Source organism: Pantoea sp. SGAir0175 (assembly GCF_043547855.1).
The window spans coordinates 531,256-547,315 of the sequence record NZ_CP028082.1; the positions used below are offsets into that span (position 1 = coordinate 531,256).

Annotated in this window: 15 protein-coding genes; 1 reads left to right on the top strand and 14 read right to left on the bottom strand. The window is 56.8% G+C overall.

Annotated features, from left to right (window positions below; genetic code table 11):
* Positions 1 to 12: 12 nt before the first annotated feature.
* The 9 genes from C1N56_RS21740 to C1N56_RS21780 form a co-directional block, all read right to left on the bottom strand.
* Positions 13 to 399: a VOC family protein gene (locus C1N56_RS21740; RefSeq protein ID WP_104187702.1), complete on the bottom strand. Its 387-nt coding sequence runs from the start codon at positions 397 to 399 to the stop codon at positions 13 to 15.
* 169 nt (positions 400 to 568) lie between these two features.
* Complete coding sequence (locus tag C1N56_RS21745) at positions 569 to 1,816, bottom strand: MDR family MFS transporter (protein ID WP_127835072.1); 1,248 nt, start codon at positions 1,814 to 1,816, stop codon at positions 569 to 571.
* Positions 1,817 to 1,827: 11 nt separating this feature from the next.
* Positions 1,828 to 2,589, bottom strand: coding sequence for a siderophore ABC transporter ATP-binding protein EitC (locus C1N56_RS21750; protein ID WP_394517553.1), 762 nt, complete (start codon positions 2,587 to 2,589; stop codon positions 1,828 to 1,830).
* The gene (locus C1N56_RS21755; RefSeq protein ID WP_058781974.1) at positions 2,589 to 3,626 is read right to left on the bottom strand and encodes a FecCD family ABC transporter permease; all 1,038 of its coding nucleotides are present in this window, start codon (positions 3,624 to 3,626) and stop codon (positions 2,589 to 2,591) included. The genes C1N56_RS21750 and C1N56_RS21755 overlap by 1 nt, the downstream gene beginning before the upstream one ends.
* The gene (locus tag C1N56_RS21760; protein ID WP_059010044.1) at positions 3,626 to 4,624 is read right to left on the bottom strand and encodes a siderophore ABC transporter substrate-binding protein EitA; all 999 of its coding nucleotides are present in this window, start codon (positions 4,622 to 4,624) and stop codon (positions 3,626 to 3,628) included. The genes C1N56_RS21755 and C1N56_RS21760 overlap by 1 nt, the downstream gene beginning before the upstream one ends.
* Before the next feature lie 289 nt (positions 4,625 to 4,913).
* Entirely contained in the window at positions 4,914 to 6,116 is a 1,203-nt protein-coding gene (locus C1N56_RS21765; protein WP_394517555.1) for an MFS transporter, read from the bottom strand.
* Positions 6,117 to 6,161: 45 nt separating this feature from the next.
* Entirely contained in the window at positions 6,162 to 6,923 is a 762-nt protein-coding gene (locus C1N56_RS21770; protein ID WP_262258406.1) for an SDR family oxidoreductase, read from the bottom strand.
* A 56-nt stretch (positions 6,924 to 6,979) separates the two neighbouring features.
* Complete coding sequence (locus tag C1N56_RS21775; protein WP_150058823.1) at positions 6,980 to 7,795, bottom strand: SDR family NAD(P)-dependent oxidoreductase; 816 nt, start codon at positions 7,793 to 7,795, stop codon at positions 6,980 to 6,982.
* 153 nt (positions 7,796 to 7,948) lie between these two features.
* Entirely contained in the window at positions 7,949 to 8,887 is a 939-nt protein-coding gene (locus C1N56_RS21780) for a GlxA family transcriptional regulator (RefSeq protein ID WP_262258403.1), read from the bottom strand.
* Positions 8,888 to 9,137: 250 nt separating this feature from the next.
* On the opposite strand from C1N56_RS21780, the gene C1N56_RS21785 reads away from it, so the two are divergent.
* A complete protein-coding gene (locus C1N56_RS21785; protein ID WP_021508771.1) occupies positions 9,138 to 9,545 on the top strand; it encodes a Rid family hydrolase in 408 nt (135 codons plus the stop codon).
* A gap of 55 nt (positions 9,546 to 9,600) precedes the next feature.
* On the opposite strand, the gene C1N56_RS21790 is transcribed toward C1N56_RS21785, so the two are convergent.
* The 5 genes from C1N56_RS21790 to C1N56_RS21810 form a co-directional block, all read right to left on the bottom strand.
* The gene (locus tag C1N56_RS21790) at positions 9,601 to 11,241 is read right to left on the bottom strand and encodes an FGGY-family carbohydrate kinase (RefSeq protein WP_058776185.1); all 1,641 of its coding nucleotides are present in this window, start codon (positions 11,239 to 11,241) and stop codon (positions 9,601 to 9,603) included.
* A gap of 28 nt (positions 11,242 to 11,269) precedes the next feature.
* Positions 11,270 to 12,223, bottom strand: a complete 954-nt coding sequence (locus tag C1N56_RS21795; protein ID WP_058758909.1) for an ABC transporter permease — start codon at positions 12,221 to 12,223, stop codon at positions 11,270 to 11,272.
* Between the two features lies 1 nt (position 12,224).
* Positions 12,225 to 13,214 (bottom strand): ABC transporter permease, encoded by a 990-nt coding sequence (locus C1N56_RS21800; RefSeq protein ID WP_021508774.1) that lies wholly within the window; start codon positions 13,212 to 13,214, stop codon positions 12,225 to 12,227.
* Entirely contained in the window at positions 13,207 to 14,727 is a 1,521-nt protein-coding gene (locus C1N56_RS21805; protein WP_394517715.1) for a sugar ABC transporter ATP-binding protein, read from the bottom strand. The genes C1N56_RS21800 and C1N56_RS21805 overlap by 8 nt, the downstream gene beginning before the upstream one ends.
* 253 nt (positions 14,728 to 14,980) lie before the next feature.
* A complete protein-coding gene (locus tag C1N56_RS21810) occupies positions 14,981 to 15,967 on the bottom strand; it encodes an autoinducer 2 ABC transporter substrate-binding protein (protein ID WP_031279943.1) in 987 nt (328 codons plus the stop codon).
* Between the last annotated feature and the right edge of the window lie 93 nt (positions 15,968 to 16,060).

Here is a 16,060-nt window from a genome sequence, read left to right on the forward strand (position 1 = left end):
AGGCTTTCTCCGTTATTCCCACGTCCTGTTTTGCATCACCACCCGGTACCCGTCGGGATCGACGAAGGTTTGCCCATTCACATCCCAGTAAGGATTAAAAGAATTCGTCCGTTTAAAACCCGCTTCAATCATGGTTGCACATGCCAGCTTCCATGCATTTTCATCCGGATAATAGAGGACGAGGAGATCGTCTTCGGTTGGCGCGGGTTGAACGGGATGTCCCGGGCAGCAGGTGAATTCGAGGTGCCAGTCGAGGTCTTTTCGCCCCAGCATCACGCCATTGAAACCGTCGTGATCGTGGAATTCGGCAATTTTTTGCAGACCCAGTCCCTGACTAAACATCAGCACCGATCGTTCAAGCTGGGAGACGGGTCTGGCAATGCGCATGTGCGTAAACATCTGGCTTGACTCCTGAAAACGTTTTTCTGGGTGTTGTTAACCAGGTAGAGTTTACACATGATCGGGCTGGTCATTTGTCGATGAGAGCCTGCGCAACCTGCCCTGCCCGCGTTGTGCATGTCATGCTACAGCACCGCGGCGGTATAACCGGAGCAGCGGCATCCGTTATTCAGGTTTTCCCGATCGGCGCACTGCGCAGCGGGCGACAAATCAGGGTCATGGCAACGGCGCTGCACAGGGGAAACAGCGCCAGCAGCAGCCAGGGATAAACAGCCTGCGTTGAGGGAATAAGCGCGTTATCCAGCAGCGGTCCAGACATTAAATTTCCGGCCAGCACCGCGAAGCCGCCGGCAGTGGCCAGGGCGCCATAATGTGCACCCAGCGTCGCGGGGTCGGCAAAGCGGGGAATCAAATCTTTGGCCGACGGCACCAGCAGCATCTGGCCGAATGTCAGAAACGTCACCAGACACACCGCAGGGATTAACCGCAGCCAGCCGTCAGGCGGCGTGGTTGACGCGAACAGGGCCACGCTGGCAAACGCGGCGGAGAGCAGCAAAAAACCCACCGGTAAAACTTTTACCGTCCCCACGCGTCGTGCAAAGCGCGCCAGCGGCAGCTGAAAAGCGATGATCAACACCGAGGCCAGCATAAAGAGCGGGCCGAGATCTTTCTCGTTGCCGCCTGCTCGCCGAATCTCCACTGGCAACGCCAGATACAGCTGGTTGTAGCTCAAAAGCCACGAGCTGTAAGCCACGATGAAAGCGACAAAACGCGGCTGGCGGAAGGTCATCCACCAGGGGACAATTTTCAGCGCCTGTTTGCTGTTACCTGTAGCAGGGAGAAAAAAGTACAGCACCATCAGCGCGATGACAAAGACCGCGGCCCCTGCCAGCGCCACCTGGCGGAAACCGAATCCGGTCAGCAGTGCGCCAGCCACCGGGCCCAGTACGGCACCGAGTTCGCCGCACACCGCAAACAGCGCAAACCACTCCGCGCGGCCGCGCTTGCCTTTGGCCTCGCTTTGCGTTCCCGCTTTGGCCAGCAGCGCTTCAATTGACGGAGAAAACAGCGCACCGCCGATGCCCGTCAGACAGGCACCCAGAATGATCGGCCACAGCGATTGCCCCAGTGCCAGCAACAGATAACCCGCAATCCGGACCAGACAGCCACACAGGATAATGATCTTTGCGCCGTACCGGTCAGAGAGCGCCCCACCGAGAAGAAACATCCCCTGCTGGGAGAAGGTGCGTAATCCCAGAATCAGCCCGATAACGCCGCCGGAGAGCAACATATCATCGCGTAAGAATATCGCCAGAAAGGGAACGACCGCGTAAAAGCCAATGTTGAAAACAAACTGGCTGCCCAGCAAAACGCCCGGGCGCAGGGTAGAGACAGGACGCAGCGAGAACGGAAGCATGCTACCTGACCCTAAAGAATAAAATGAATGTGCTTCTTGCCATGAAAGCGGGAGATCTCAATTTTGGTTTTCACCCGGAATACCTGCCAAAGCAGCGCCTCGGTCAGGATATCCTGCGGCGTGCCGGTTGCGATGATTTGACCGTTCTGCATCACGATCAGCGAATCACAGAACATCGATGCGTGGTTGAGATCATGAATGGCGACAATGCTGGTAACCGGTAACTCGCTGATCAGCTGCATTAATTGCATCTGGTGATGGATATCCAGATGGTTGGTGGGTTCGTCCAGCAGAATTTCGCTCGGCGATTGCGCCAGTGCGCGGGCAATGTGCACACGCTGACGTTCGCCACCGGAGAGACTCAGCCATCCCTGCTCACTTTTCTCCAGCATGTCCACGCGCTGCAGGGCGGCCGTCACGGTTTCGTCATCGTGCGCGCTCCAGTTGGAGAATGGCGAATGATGCGGAATGCGCCCCAGTTTCACCACATCGCGCACACGCATGTTGGCGTCAGTCATGCCGTGCTGCTCGACGAATGCCACCCGGCGGCCAAGCTGTTTGCGGGCGATGCGGACGATATTTTGCCCGTCCAGCGTCACACAGCCGGCATCCGGGCGCCGCAGGCCGGCGAGGATGCGCAGGAGGGAAGATTTGCCGCAGCCGTTAGGACCAATCAGCCCTACCGTTTCACCACGGGAAATGTGCAGCGACACGTTATCGACGATGACCTTTTTTCCGACCTTCCAGCTAATGTTGTCAGCGGAGATACTCATTATTTATTCCCCGAACGCCAGATAATCACCGCAAAGAATGGTACGCCAACCAGCGCGGTCACCACGCCCACCGGCAGGCTTTGCGGGGCAATCAGCAGGCGCGACGCGATATCTGCCAGCACCATCAGAATGGCACCGGCCAGTGCGCTGGCAATCAGTAACGTGCGATGCAGCGGGCCAAAGAAAAATCGCATAACATGCGGCACCACCAGGCCAATAAAACCAATCGAACCGGCCATGCTGACGATGGTGGCGGTGATAAGCGCGGTGGTGATAAAGAGCGCAAGGCGCACCTGAGGCACCGCAATACCCAGCGAGGCAGCCGCATCGTCACCAAAGGTGAACGCATCCAGCGCCCGGGAATAGTAGAGGCAAATGGCCAGTCCGATGGTCACTACCACCAGCACCAGCTGGAGTTCCGGCCAGCGCACGCCACTGAAGCTGCCCAGCAACCAGAACATCACATCGCGCGCCTGCTGCGCACTGGCAGAAGTGCTGATGGTGTAAGCGGTGATGGCATTAAACAACTGGGAAGCCGCAACGCCAGCCAGGATGGTGCGTTCATTACCGCCGCGTGCCCCTTTCGTCAGAAAAGCGACAAAGGCAAAGGCGGTGAAGGCGCCGGCGAAGGCTCCCGCCGACAGCGAGACGGCTCCGCTGCCGATGCCCAACACCACGACAGAAACCGCCCCAGTGGAGGCACCAGCAGAGACACCGAGCACATAAGGCTCAGCCAGCGCATTCTTCAGCAGGCTCTGCAAAACGGCACCGCAAATCGCTAACCCGGCGCCACAGCACGCCGCCACCAGCGCCCGGCTCAGGCGAAAGTCCCAAATCACACTTTCATAGATGCGGCTCAGGGGAACGTGCGTGAGCCCCATTTTATTGCTAATGGCATAAAAGACGCTTTTCAGCGGGATCGACAGCTCCCCGACGCTGACACCGGTCGCAATCACCAGCAATAATAACGCGACGGCAACTACCAGCGAGGCAGTCAGGAACAGCCCCTGTCGCGCCTGAACCACAGCGATGGTCATCAGTTCAGTTCCAGTTTTCTCAGCTGCTCACCCACCTGTTCGGCTCCGTAGATAGTGCGGATGGTCGGGTTCATAGCCTGGCCGTCCATCACCACAATGTGGCCTTTTTTCACCGCATCCAGCTGGCTGACGGCAGGATCGCTTTTCAGGAATTTGATTTTCTCTTCGGCTTTATCCAGCGCCCAGCGATTGCGATCGAGACTGGAGACCACGATCACATCCGGATTGGCAGCGATGATGCTCTCCCAGCTGACCGTCGGCCATTCGGTCTCTGACGTGATGGCATTGTGCCCGCCCAGCACGCTGGCGATGAATCCGGATGGACTGTTTTTACCGCCCACATAGGCATCCGCAGACGGTGACGAGCTTGAGAACCAGAACACAAACGAGAGATCTTTCTTGCTGCTACCAAACTCCTGACGCAGTGCCGCTTCACGTTTTTTGAAATCGGCAATCACCGCCTGGCCGCGATCTTCCACGTTGAAAATTTTGGCGAAGTCCTGAATCTCCTGATACAGGTACGTCATATCCCACAGCTGCTGGCGACTGCCATACATATCCCCTGCGGCTTTTTTGGTGGCGCACATTCCAGGCGACACATAACTGTTCACGCCAAGGGTGATTAAATCTTCGCGTTTTGCCACCTTGCTCTCGGGTCCCAGCAGCAGCGGCGTCTGGGCAGGAACGAAGTCCGGATTTTGCGCCAGCACGGATTCAAGGGTGGGGATTTCAACCGTCAGCGTTTTGATTTTTGCATTCTGTTGAGCCAGCTGTGGCAACACTTTGGTTGGCCAGAACGCACTGGCGATCACCTTATCCTGCAGGCCGAGCAGCAGCAAAATTTCTGCGGTATTTTGCCCCAGCGCCACCACGCGCTCAGGCGGTTTGGTGAACGTCTCTTTATAGCCGCAGTTTTCAATCGTGAGAGGATAGGTGGTGGCCAGCGCAGAGCTAACCGATGCAAACACCAAACATAACGTGCAGATGACCTTTTTCATTTACCCCTATCCCCATTGATATTGTTTTGAGAAGCCCGCGCCGCTTTAATGCAAATGAAACTCATTAACGAAGCGGGCTTTTATACAATGGGCACTTTAAGGTGTCAACGGGAGATTGTTTCCCTGAGTTATCATCGTCATGGGCCTGCCGGGATCGCATACCGGACGTTCTGTAAAAGCCTGTCCGCAGCCAGCCGGTCCCCTTCCCCACTGGCGTCACGTATTCAATGCGCAGAGCGTGCCAGGCCAGCATTCGCTTTGCGGCACCGGGTTAGAGGCATCCAGCGATTCAGGCCTGACGCTGACCGCACTCAGCGATGTTTACCGGTTGCCTGCGCTTTTCTGACAGCTGCAGACTGAGCATCGCCAGCAGAATAAAGGCCACCGACATGCCGATCAGCCCGTAAAAGCCGGCGAGTGGATATATCCATGATGCGACCGCCGAGCCAAAGCCGATACCGCCAAACATGAAGGCACTGGTCAGCGCCAGCGCAATGCCGCGATGGCGGACTGATGCCAGCTCGACGATCCGGCGCTGCTGGCTGGGCCAGAGCAGATCGGTGGCAAACGCCCAGACCACCAGTGCCGCCAGCAGCACGCCCAGCGCTTTCGGCAGCACGGCGATAAGCGCCGTATCGACGATGAGCAGCGTCATGCCGCTCAGCAGCAGCTTCTCAGCGGTAAAGCATGTCGCCGCGCGGGTGACCCAGAGATTGCCCAGCACGCCGGCAACGCCCAGCACGGCCAGCGCTGCGGAGACCGCATGCGTGCCGCCAGTGTAGGTGTCGCGAATGAGCGGCGCGATAAAAGCGTAAAAGCTGTAAACGCCGGAAGTAATAAAAAACACTACCAGGAAAGCCGTCAGGTATTTGCCATCGGCCAGCACGCCGGCCATCTCACGCAGGCGGATGCGCGTCCCGGCACTGTCATCCGGCACCGTCAGCAAAATGTTCAGCCCGCTCAGCAGACTTAGCAATCCGACCAGCACAAACAGGGCTTTCGCGCCCCACAGGCTGGCTACCCAGGCGGCGAGCGGAATACCGGCAAGGCTTGCCATCGATACTCCGAGCAGTACCATGCCGATGGCCCGGCCGCGCTGCTGTTCATGCACCAGCTCTGAACCCAGCGCAACCAGTACCGGACCGATGAACCCGGCGCCGGCCCCCATCAGGATGCGTGAGGCGAGCAGTGCGTTGTAGCCCGGCGACAGCACAAACGCGAAGGCGCCCAGGCTAAACAGTGCAATGCCGGTGAGCACCAGCCGGCGACGGTGCAGGTGACCAAACAGCACCTGCACCAGCGGAGCCGCCAGCGCGAAGGTGAGTCCGAAAACACTCAGTAAGCGCGCGCTCTGCGCATCAGTCAGCTGCCAGGCTGCAGAGATGGCCGGCAGACTGCCAGCGACAGACAGCGCGCCGGTAGCCTGTACGAAGTAGGCAATGCTCAGCGCACGCAGCGCGCGGCGCTGGGAAGAGGTGATGACAGCGTTCATTATTTCTCTCCGGCATAAACTTCAGGGGCGCTGCCCCTGAAATGTTTACTGAACAGGAATCGGGTTATCCGCTACAGACTGGTTGAACTGATTCACCAGCGTATGCTCGTTCGCGCCCGGGTTATCGCGCACCGGCAGCACGCGGTCGACAATCGCTTCGATGGTGTCGGTACCCAGCTTTTCAAACGTCTCGCTGATGAAGGCGTCCAGCGGCATGGCGCGCGGGTCGCCGCTTTTGTAAATCAGATCGGTATCCACCCACGGCGGTGAAATTTCGATGACCTGCACGCCGGTATCACGCAGCAGGAAGCGCTGCGACAGGGTATAGGAGTGAATCGCGGCCTTGGTGGCCGAGTAAAGCGCGTTGGTCGCCAGCGGCAGGAAGGCCAGCACCGAGCTGTTGTTAATCAGCACCGCGTCTGGCTGCTGCTTCAGGTGTTCGATAAACGCCGCACTGACGCGCACCGGGCCCAGAATGTTGGTGTTCAGTAGCGTCACCGCCTGTGCGTCATCCAGCTCGCCCGCTGCGTTGTCAAACGGCATGATACCGGCGTTGTTGATGACCACGTTCAGGGTCGGATAGCGCTCCAGCACGCGCTGTGCCGCGGCCTGAATGCTGTCGGCGCGCGTGACGTCCAGCACCACATAGTCCATGCCCGGACTGGCGGCAGTGACTTCCTGCAGCAGCGCCTCGCGGCGTCCGGAGATAATCACCTGGTTGCCCAGCTGATGAAATTTTTCTGCCATGGCGCGGCCGATGCCAGAAGTGCCGCCCGTGATGAAGATGGTGTTATCGGTCAGTTTCATGATCTGATTCCTTAATGGGACAGTTATTGGGATTGCGATTCTGAATAAGGGGGCGTTCAGTGCACAGAGACGGGCCGATAGCGTTCAGCCGGCGCGTCGCTGCCAAGGTGCGGCATCATGGCCTGACGCGCCTGCTCATAGCGGGTCCAGAGCGCTTCGTCCTGCAGGGACGGAATGGTAACGAGCTCGCCGCGGGCGAAGCCGGTGAGCGCCGCATCAACCATCTCCTGCGCGCTCATGACGATGTTCGGGTCAAGCTGGTCAACCGGCAGACCGCCGTTATCCCAGAAGGGCGTTGCGGTGGCACCAGGCAGTACGGCCTGCACCTGAATCCCCTTACCGGCCAGTTCATGGTGCAGCGACTGACTGAACGCCAGCACGTAAGCCTTGCTGCCGCCGTAAACACCGTTGAGCAGCTCAGGCGCAATGCTGACGATCGAGGCGATGTTGATGATGGCACCGCGTCCGCGCGCCACCATGCCCGGCACCAGCGCATAGGTCAGGCGGGTCAGCGCGATGACGTTGAGGTTAATCATGGCGTTCATCTGCGCCACGTCGCTGTCCAGCAATGGGGTATGGGTGCCGATGCCGGCGTTATTCACCAGCAGCGTAATGCTCGCGTCCTGACGCAGCTTCTCTTCCAGCGCGTTCAGCTGTGCGGCATCGGCCAAGTCCGCGGTGATGACTTCCACGCTGCGGCCGCTGTCGGTAGTGATGTGTTCAGCCAGCTGGTTCAGGCGGTTGTGATTGCGGGCCACGATGATCAGGTCATAGCCCATGCGTGCCAGGCGGCCGGCGTACAGTGCGCCCATACCGGTAGAGGCACCGGTGACAACGGCAGTGCCGCGGTTGGTGTGTGTTTGCTGCGTCATGATATTCACCTTGTCAGTTATCGGGTTGGTGAATTCATAGTACGCAGTCGCGCACCGGCGCGGCTGACGAGAAAGGTCGTGATTTCGGACATCATGATGGACGGAAATCCGGACACCATGATCGGGAAGAGAAGTAATGGGGGGAAAGGTCGGTCAGGCTTTACCGGTGCGCAGCGACTGCGGCGGAATGCCGTAACCGCGAATGAAGACCTCACGCATGTGGCGGCGGTCGCGGAAGCCGGATTCACGGGCTATCACCTCCATCGGCAACCTGCTCTGCTCGATCAGCAAGCGGGCGTTTTCCAGTCGTAATCCCTCAATGGCTTTGGCCGGCGACTTGCCCGTCTCAGAACGGAACAAGCGGCTGAGCTGCCGCGCGCTGAGGTGAACCGCATCCGCAAGGTCTTCGATGGTCAGCGCTTTGCTGAGATTGTTGCGCGCATATTCCAGCGCCGACTGCAGCCGGTCGCTGCGCGGAGAGAGCATCAGCATCTCAGAGTGCTGCGTCTGTCCGCCGGAGCGGCGGTGATGCATGACCAGCAGGTGCGCCACGCTGCGCGCCACTTCGGCACCGAGATCTTTCTCCACCATTCCCAGCGCCATATCCAGCCCGGCGGTGAGTCCCGCCGAGGTCCAGATGTGATCGTCAATAATAAAGATGCGGTCTTCTTCTATCCGCGTCGTCGGGTGCAGCAGTTGCAGACTCTGGGCATGTACCCAGTGCGTAGTGGCACGGCGCTCCGATAACAGACCGGCCTGCCCCAGCACGAATGCGCCGGTACAGATCCCGGCCACCCGGCGGGCACGGGGAGCCTGCGCCTGCAGAAAATCAACGATACCCGGTGTGGCCGGTTGCTCCAGCGGCGCCATCACGCCCGCGACCAGCCAGGTATCCATTTCCAAGTCGGCATGAATCGGCTGGCTGTCGACGCCGAAGCCGGCAGAGGATTTCACGGTGCCACCGCGCTCTGAATAAACCGTGCAGTGATAAAACGGTTCGCCGCTGACCTGATTGGCAAACTCAAAAATGCTCAGCGTGGATAATCCCAGAACCTGAAATTGATCGGAAATCAGTAAACCTACCCGGTGCATCGTCGTCTCCTTCAGTCGTCCGGCACCGTCTGCCACACAGTGTCCGGCCTGATGTTAAGCAGGGTGAGCGATGACAATAACCCGATTTCGTTCAGCGGTATCACCTGCGGAAAAATAAAAAAGGCGATGACACCGACCTGCTGCGGATCTTCTGCGCCGTTTTATGTTAAGAGTACCCGATCGGGCAGTTCGCCAGGCATAGGGTTTTAAACAGGCGGCCATTGCCCAGGTCATCAATCAGAGAAAAACCATGAAAAAATCGATCGTTCCTGAAGAATTTCAGCACTATTACCATGACTGGCACTTCTCTCCCGTTATCGAAGCCGATGGCACCCTGTATCTTTCCGGGGTGACGGCAGCGCGGAAAGACAAACCGATAAGTACCCACCCTGAAGAACAATTCCATGATGCGTTTTATAAGCTGGGTGTGTATTTAAACGCTGCCGGACTGGACTATGAACATATACTGGAGATGACCACCTTTCATATCGATCTTAAAAAACACATCGGGGTATTTTCTAAGGTCAAAGATGTGTATATCAAAGCCCCCTACCCGGCATGGTCTGCCATCGGCGTGTCAGAGTTCATTCCGGAAAACGCCCTGGTGGAAATGCGGATTGTGGCGAAAAGGGTGCTTCAGGCGGATGGGCAAAAATAACCGCAACCGCCGCTTACGTCACAGGGCTGTGATTACAGCCCTGCTTCTCCCGCGTTTATTCAGTTTTCCCCTGCATCAGCTGCCGGTATTTCATGCTGTCATGGTACATCTCATGAAAAACGCGGTATTTACGGTCGTAATACTCTTTGATTTTGTTGGTCTGCGGCGTGATGGTCTTACCGATGCGGCTCATGGCGGCCATCGCTTCGGGTAAAGAGTCGTACGCACCCGCCGCCACGGTGCCCATCATGGCGCTGCCGAGCAACATGGCTTCACTCTCTTCCGGTAACAGCATTGCGCAGCCCGTCGCGTTGGAATGTTCCTGCACAAAGATGGGATTTTTGGTGCCGCCCCCGCTGGCCATAATGGTATCAATGCAGTAACCACTCTGGTTCATGGTCTCAATAATGTGGCGAGTGCCAAGCGCCAGCGCCTGAATGGTGGCGAGATAATGCAGCGCCATGTCTTCCGGCGTGCGCGACAGTTTCAGGCCAGTCAGCGTGCCGGTCAGGGTCGGATTGGCACGCGGTGAGCGGTTGCCATGGAAATAAGGCAGCATATGAATGTCTTTGGTCAGGAAGGCAATATTCTCGGGTTCTCCCGCCATCTTGCGCAGTATGCCGTTGAGCACTTCATAGATGGTTTTGCCGCTGTCTTTGCCCTGCTTGAGCAGATCCTGATAACACGGATGCGACTGAATCACATGGTCAATCAGCGCGCCGGTGGTAGATTGCCCGCCTTCGTTCAGCCAGTAATCCGGCAAAATCGCCGAATAGTACGGCCCCCAGATGCCGCCGATATAGCGCGCGCTGCGCGACATCGCCATATGGGCCGTGGACGTGCCGCCAATCAGCGCAATGCGGTTGTCAAAATCCGCTGATTCGCCAGATGCGCCGCTGGCACCGAGAATACCGAGGCTGCCGGCGTGCGCATCAATAATCGAAACGCTGACCGCCGTGCCCGCCATTAACCCCATCTCTGCGGCAGCGCGCTGCGTCAGGCCATGCCCCAGCGGCTCACCCATGGTTTTCACTTCGCTGCCGATCTTTGCCGCGTTGTTTTCCAGTAAATCCTCCAGGCCAATCTGGCGGAAATAGCTCGGATCCCAGCGGTCTTCATGGCCGATATAGGTCCATTTGCAGACGGTTGAGCACAGCGATCGCGTAGTATCCTGGGTGGCGCGCCAGGTGAGAAAATCCGGCAGGTCGAACAGATGTCCGACGTTGCTCCAGGTGGTCGGCATGTGCTGTTTCAGCCACAGCAGTTTGGGGGTCTGCATTTCCGGCGAGATAATCCCGCCAACAAACTCCAGCACGCGATGGCCGGTGGCATTGATGCGTTCTGCCTGAGTGATCGCGCGGTGATCCATCCAGACAATAATGTTCTGCTCGCTGCGCCCGGTCGGGCTGACGGTCAGCGGTTTGCCTTCTTTATCCAGCACCACCAGCGAACAGGTGGCGTCAAAACCGATGCCTTTCACCTGAATCGGGTTGATATCCGCCTGACTGACCACGTCTTTAATCGCGTTACACACGGACTGCCAGATCTCATCAGAGGATTGCTCAACAAAATCAGCTTTCGGGCGGTAGAGCGTGATCTCCCGGCTGGCCTGGCCGAGCATACGGCCAGTCATGTCGAAGACGCCCGCGCGGGCGCTGCCGGTTCCTACGTCGACGCCAATAAAATAACTCGCCATGTTCTTTCCTTTCTTGAAAAGCTTTCGCTTATGATTTTCTGTTTTGCAGAGCGATAAACAGGATCAGGACACAACCCCACAGCGCCATGGTCAGATAACTACTGACGCCCATCAGATTCAGGCCGCTTTCCAGCATTTGCAGTACGATGAGCGCCAGCACCAGCCCAATCACCCGGCCAAAACCGCCGTCAGGGTTAATGCCGCCAAGCACCGAGGCCAGAATGGTCACCAGCAAATAGGAGTCGCCGTAGCCAGCCTGTGCCGAGTTAAATTTGGACATCATCAGCAGTGCCGCGCCCCACCCGAGCAGAGCTGAAAGCACGTACACCGCGATGGTGACTTTATGCGTGTTGACCCCACTGAACCGCGTCGCCTGCTCGCTGGAACCCATTAGATACAGGCTGCGGCCGAGCGTAGTGTGTTCCAGAAACACCCACAGCAGCAGCGCCACCAGCAGGAATAACACCAGGGCGACCGGAATACCCAGCAGGCTGCCGTTGCTGAGGTATTGAATCACCGGCGGGAAACCGGAAATGACCGCGCCGTTGGTCAAGAGGATATTCAGTCCGGCGATCAGCGTCATGGTGCCGAGGGTTGCCAGAATCGGTGAAACCCCGATAAAGGCAATCAGCGCGCCATTGAGCACCCCAATCACCAGCGCCACACCCAGACCCGCAAGCAGCGCCAGTGCGACATATTCCGGCTGGTTCGGATGCGCCACCAGAATCGCCGCCATCACCAGCGAACACGCGTTGGCACCGGCAATGATCGAAAGGTTGATCCCGCCGGTCAGCATGGTAATGCCCATCCCCAGCGCCAGCATGCCCAGAATCGGTAACTGCGAGGAGATCGACTGGAAATTGCCGACGCTGTAGAAGCTGCCACCCAGCGTAAAGGAGAACAGCACGGCAACGGCCACAATGATCAGCAACTGCAAACGGATGATGCGGTCGCCGGGGAAGAATCGGTTTAAGGTGGTCATGTCACATCCCCTTCGCCAGTTTGCGTTTTTCGTTCCACGCGGTGCTGCTAATGCTGACCAGAATGATCGCGCCGCTGAACACCTGATGCCAGTAAGATGAAATGCTCAGCAGGGTCATGCCATTTTGCAGGAAGGCCAGCAGCATCACGCCCAGAATGGTGCCGGTTAGCGAGCCGCGCCCGCCGGTCATGCTGGTGCCGCCTAGTACCACCGCCGCCAGCACTGTCAGTTCATAACCGAGCAGGGAATTGGGCGCTACCGACTGGGTAATTTGCGCCTGTACCACGGCAGCAATACCCGCCAGCAATCCCATAAAACCGTAAACGTAAAAATGCAGTCGCAGGATGTTCAGACCAAGACGCGATGCGGCGTCACGGTTGCTGCCCATGGCGTAAATCTGGCGGCCCACGCGGGTGCGATTCATCAGGACGCCGGTAACGATGATCACCCCCAGCAGGCAAAGCAGCGGCAGGGTCAGGCCATAGTCGTAACCGTCGGCGGCGGTGAAGGAGAACCAGCTGATCCCGTTCATAAACCAGTCGGGGAAACCGTACAACCAGGTACCGTTAGTCAGATACACCAGCAAACCGTAAAACAGGTTGAGCGTCGCGATGGTGATAATGATGGCCGGCACGCGCAGCCAGTACACCAGAAAACCATTGACCAGGCCGAGCAGCAACCCGATCCCCATCGACATGGCAAACGCCAGCGGAAAGCTGCCGCCGTGATGAATGATATAGCTCGCCATCACGTACTGACCGATGGAGGTGACAGCGGGAAAGGAGATGTCGATGCCGCCGGCAATCAGCACCACAAACAGTCCACAGGCCAGAATGCCCAGAATGGCATAGCTGGTGGCGACGTCTGTCAGGTTACCCAGCGTCATAAATTCACTGCTGCTGGCGCTCAGACCCACCACCAGCAGCAGCACCAGTAATCCCAGCCAGAATTCGTGCTGGGTAAACAGTTTCGATAGCGATTTGTTACCCATTAATCACCTCCGCAATCTGCGCTTCGCTGCTCTGGTGCGGCGCGAACTCCGCTACCAGTTCGCCTTTGCGCATCACCAGCACGCGATGGCTGTTGTAATACGCTTCCGGGATTTCATCGCAAATCATCAGCACCGCCATGCCGGATTCCGCCAGATCGCGGGCAATGCGGTAAATGCCTTCTTTATTGGCAATATCCACCCCTACCGTTGGTGAATCGAGGATCAGGATATGGGGCCGCGTCGCCACCCATTTGGCGATGGCGATACGTTGCGCATTGCCGCCGGAGAGCGTTTTAACCGGTAAACTGCTGTCCGAGACTTTAATGTTCAGGTCACGGATCAGGTCCTTAACTACCGCCGCGGCTTTGCGGTGATCCATCAATCCGGCGCCGGTATGCAGCTTGTCGAAAATCGATACCAGCGTGTTGTCATAAATGGATTGATCCATGATGAGCCCCTGTGTCAGCCGGTCTTCCGACACATAGGCGATGCCGTGACGAATGGCGTCGCGGTTAGAGTGGAATTTCACCACCTTGCCGTTGATGCGGATCTCTCCGCTGTCCGGCTGGCTCATGCCAAACAGGCTCAGACAGAGTTCCGTGCGGCCCGAACCGAGCAGGCCGATAATCGACGTGATTTCTCCCTGCCGCAGCGACAGCGAAATATTGTGATACTGCCCTTTGCGGCTCAGCTGGCTAATTTCCAGCAGTGGCGTTACATCGGCCGGCGCCCGGTGCGGCAGATGGCTATAGGTGAAACGCTGCCCGGTCATCAGGAACGCCAGTTCATGGCTGTCGAGTTCACTGGCCGGATAGGTGCCGACCAGTTTGCCGTCGCGCATCACGCTGATACGATCGGCCACTTCCATCACTTCATCGAGACGGTGACTGACGAACACCACGCAGATACCGGCGGCTTTGAGTTCATTCACCACCCGCAGCAGACCATTAACCTCGCTGCGGGTCAGTGACGCTGTCGGTTCATCCATAATCACCAGACTGGCATCAGCAGCGATGGCACGGCATATTGCCACTAACTGGCGGTCAGCGATCGACAGCTTTTCAACTTTACGATCCGGATCCAGAGCAACGCCGACCCGTTGCATCGCCGCCAGCGCTTTTTTGCGCATTGACTCGCGATGTACCCAGAAATCACCGCCCGGTAAATAGCGGTGAATAACGATATTTTCGGCGACTGACAGATTGGGAAATAACGACAAATCCTGATAAATAACCTGAATGCCGTAATAAGAAGACAGCTGTGGCGTCAGGGTATGAAAGAGTTTTCCGTCCAGCGTGATGGCCGCGCCTTTTTCCGGTTGATAAACCCCGGAAATGACTTTAATTATGGTACTTTTGCCGCAGCCATTCTGCCCGGCCAGACAATGCACTTCACCTTTATTCAGCGTCAGGCTGACATTATCCAGTGCTAATACGCCGGGGAACTTTTTACTTATTTTTTCGAGGCTGATAAAGGCCTCAGCATTGGCGGGGGACGTGCTGAGCGTATTCATCATAGATCCTTAAGCCTGCCCATCCTATTTCCAGCCGGGTGTTGGCGATGCTCGCTTATCCGAATCATTTATATCTCATCGAATTTCACTGACTTTCGCCGCGCCTGACGCGAATTATTCAGGGTATATGTTTTCAATTTCTGAGTAGAAGTTCAGATACAGCACAACATACAACGCTGTATCTGTTTCTATTTGCCTGGTGTGGCGCTGGAGATAATCTATCTCCGTTAAATTAAGGTGTTAAACATTCTGATCAGAAGCCAAGTGATTTCGCATTCTCTGGCGTTACTTCAAGAATTTTATTAAAGCGAATCACTTTCTTATCCATATCGACGTCGGCTTTGCCCAGACCTTCAATGCTCAGGTCTTTAGTGACTTCTTTACCCTGCAGCAGCTGATCGGCAACCGAAACCAGGGCGTAACCGGCATCTTTTGGATCCCACAGCAGGACTTTTTTGATGTCACCGCGCATCAGATATGGCGCAGCCTGTGCTGGCATCGCAATACCGACAACCGCGATTTTATTTTTCGCCCGCTTCTGCTGAACCGCCTGACCGGCACCAATCGGACCAAGGGAACCGAAACCGATAATTCCTTTCAGATCAGGATAGGTTTTCATCAAATCCAGCGTGGTGGAGTATGACTTATCAATATTTTCAGCCACCGGCAGGCGTGACGTGACTTCATGCATGTCCGGGTATTTTTCTTTCTGATATTTGATTGCCGCATTGGCCCACGCATTATGTAATGGCACGGTCAAAGAGCCGACATAAATGGCATAACCGCCTTTGCCACCCATATCTTTTGCCAGCTCGTCCATATTGGCTTCCGCATATTTCTGGCTGTCGATGGTTTCGACATCCCACTGACCAATTTGCTGGTCCGGCGATTCATGGGTTAATACCACGATGCCCTGGTCGCGCGCTTTTTTCAGTACCGGCTCCAGTACTTTGGCATCGTTTGGCACCACAATGATGGCGTCAACTTTTTTGGCAATCAGATCTTCAATCACCTTGACCTGCTGCGCCGGATCGGGCGTCGAGGCGCCAACCTGATAGGCGTTGACATCCAGTTTCTGCGCGGCTTCTTTTACGCCTACTTCCATGCGGGTGAACCACGGAATACCGGTAACTTTGGCCACAACGGCGATATCGTAAGGTTTGGCAGCGAATGAGGGTGTTGTGAATAACATGCACGCTGAAACCACACATGCACTGACTAATGCGAGGTTAAATTTCATTTTGGTACCTTTCTGATGAGGTTCTGATATAGGGAACAGGCGGTTGCTATTTAATTCACGCTCAGAGATTAACTTACCGGTACATAGGTTTTC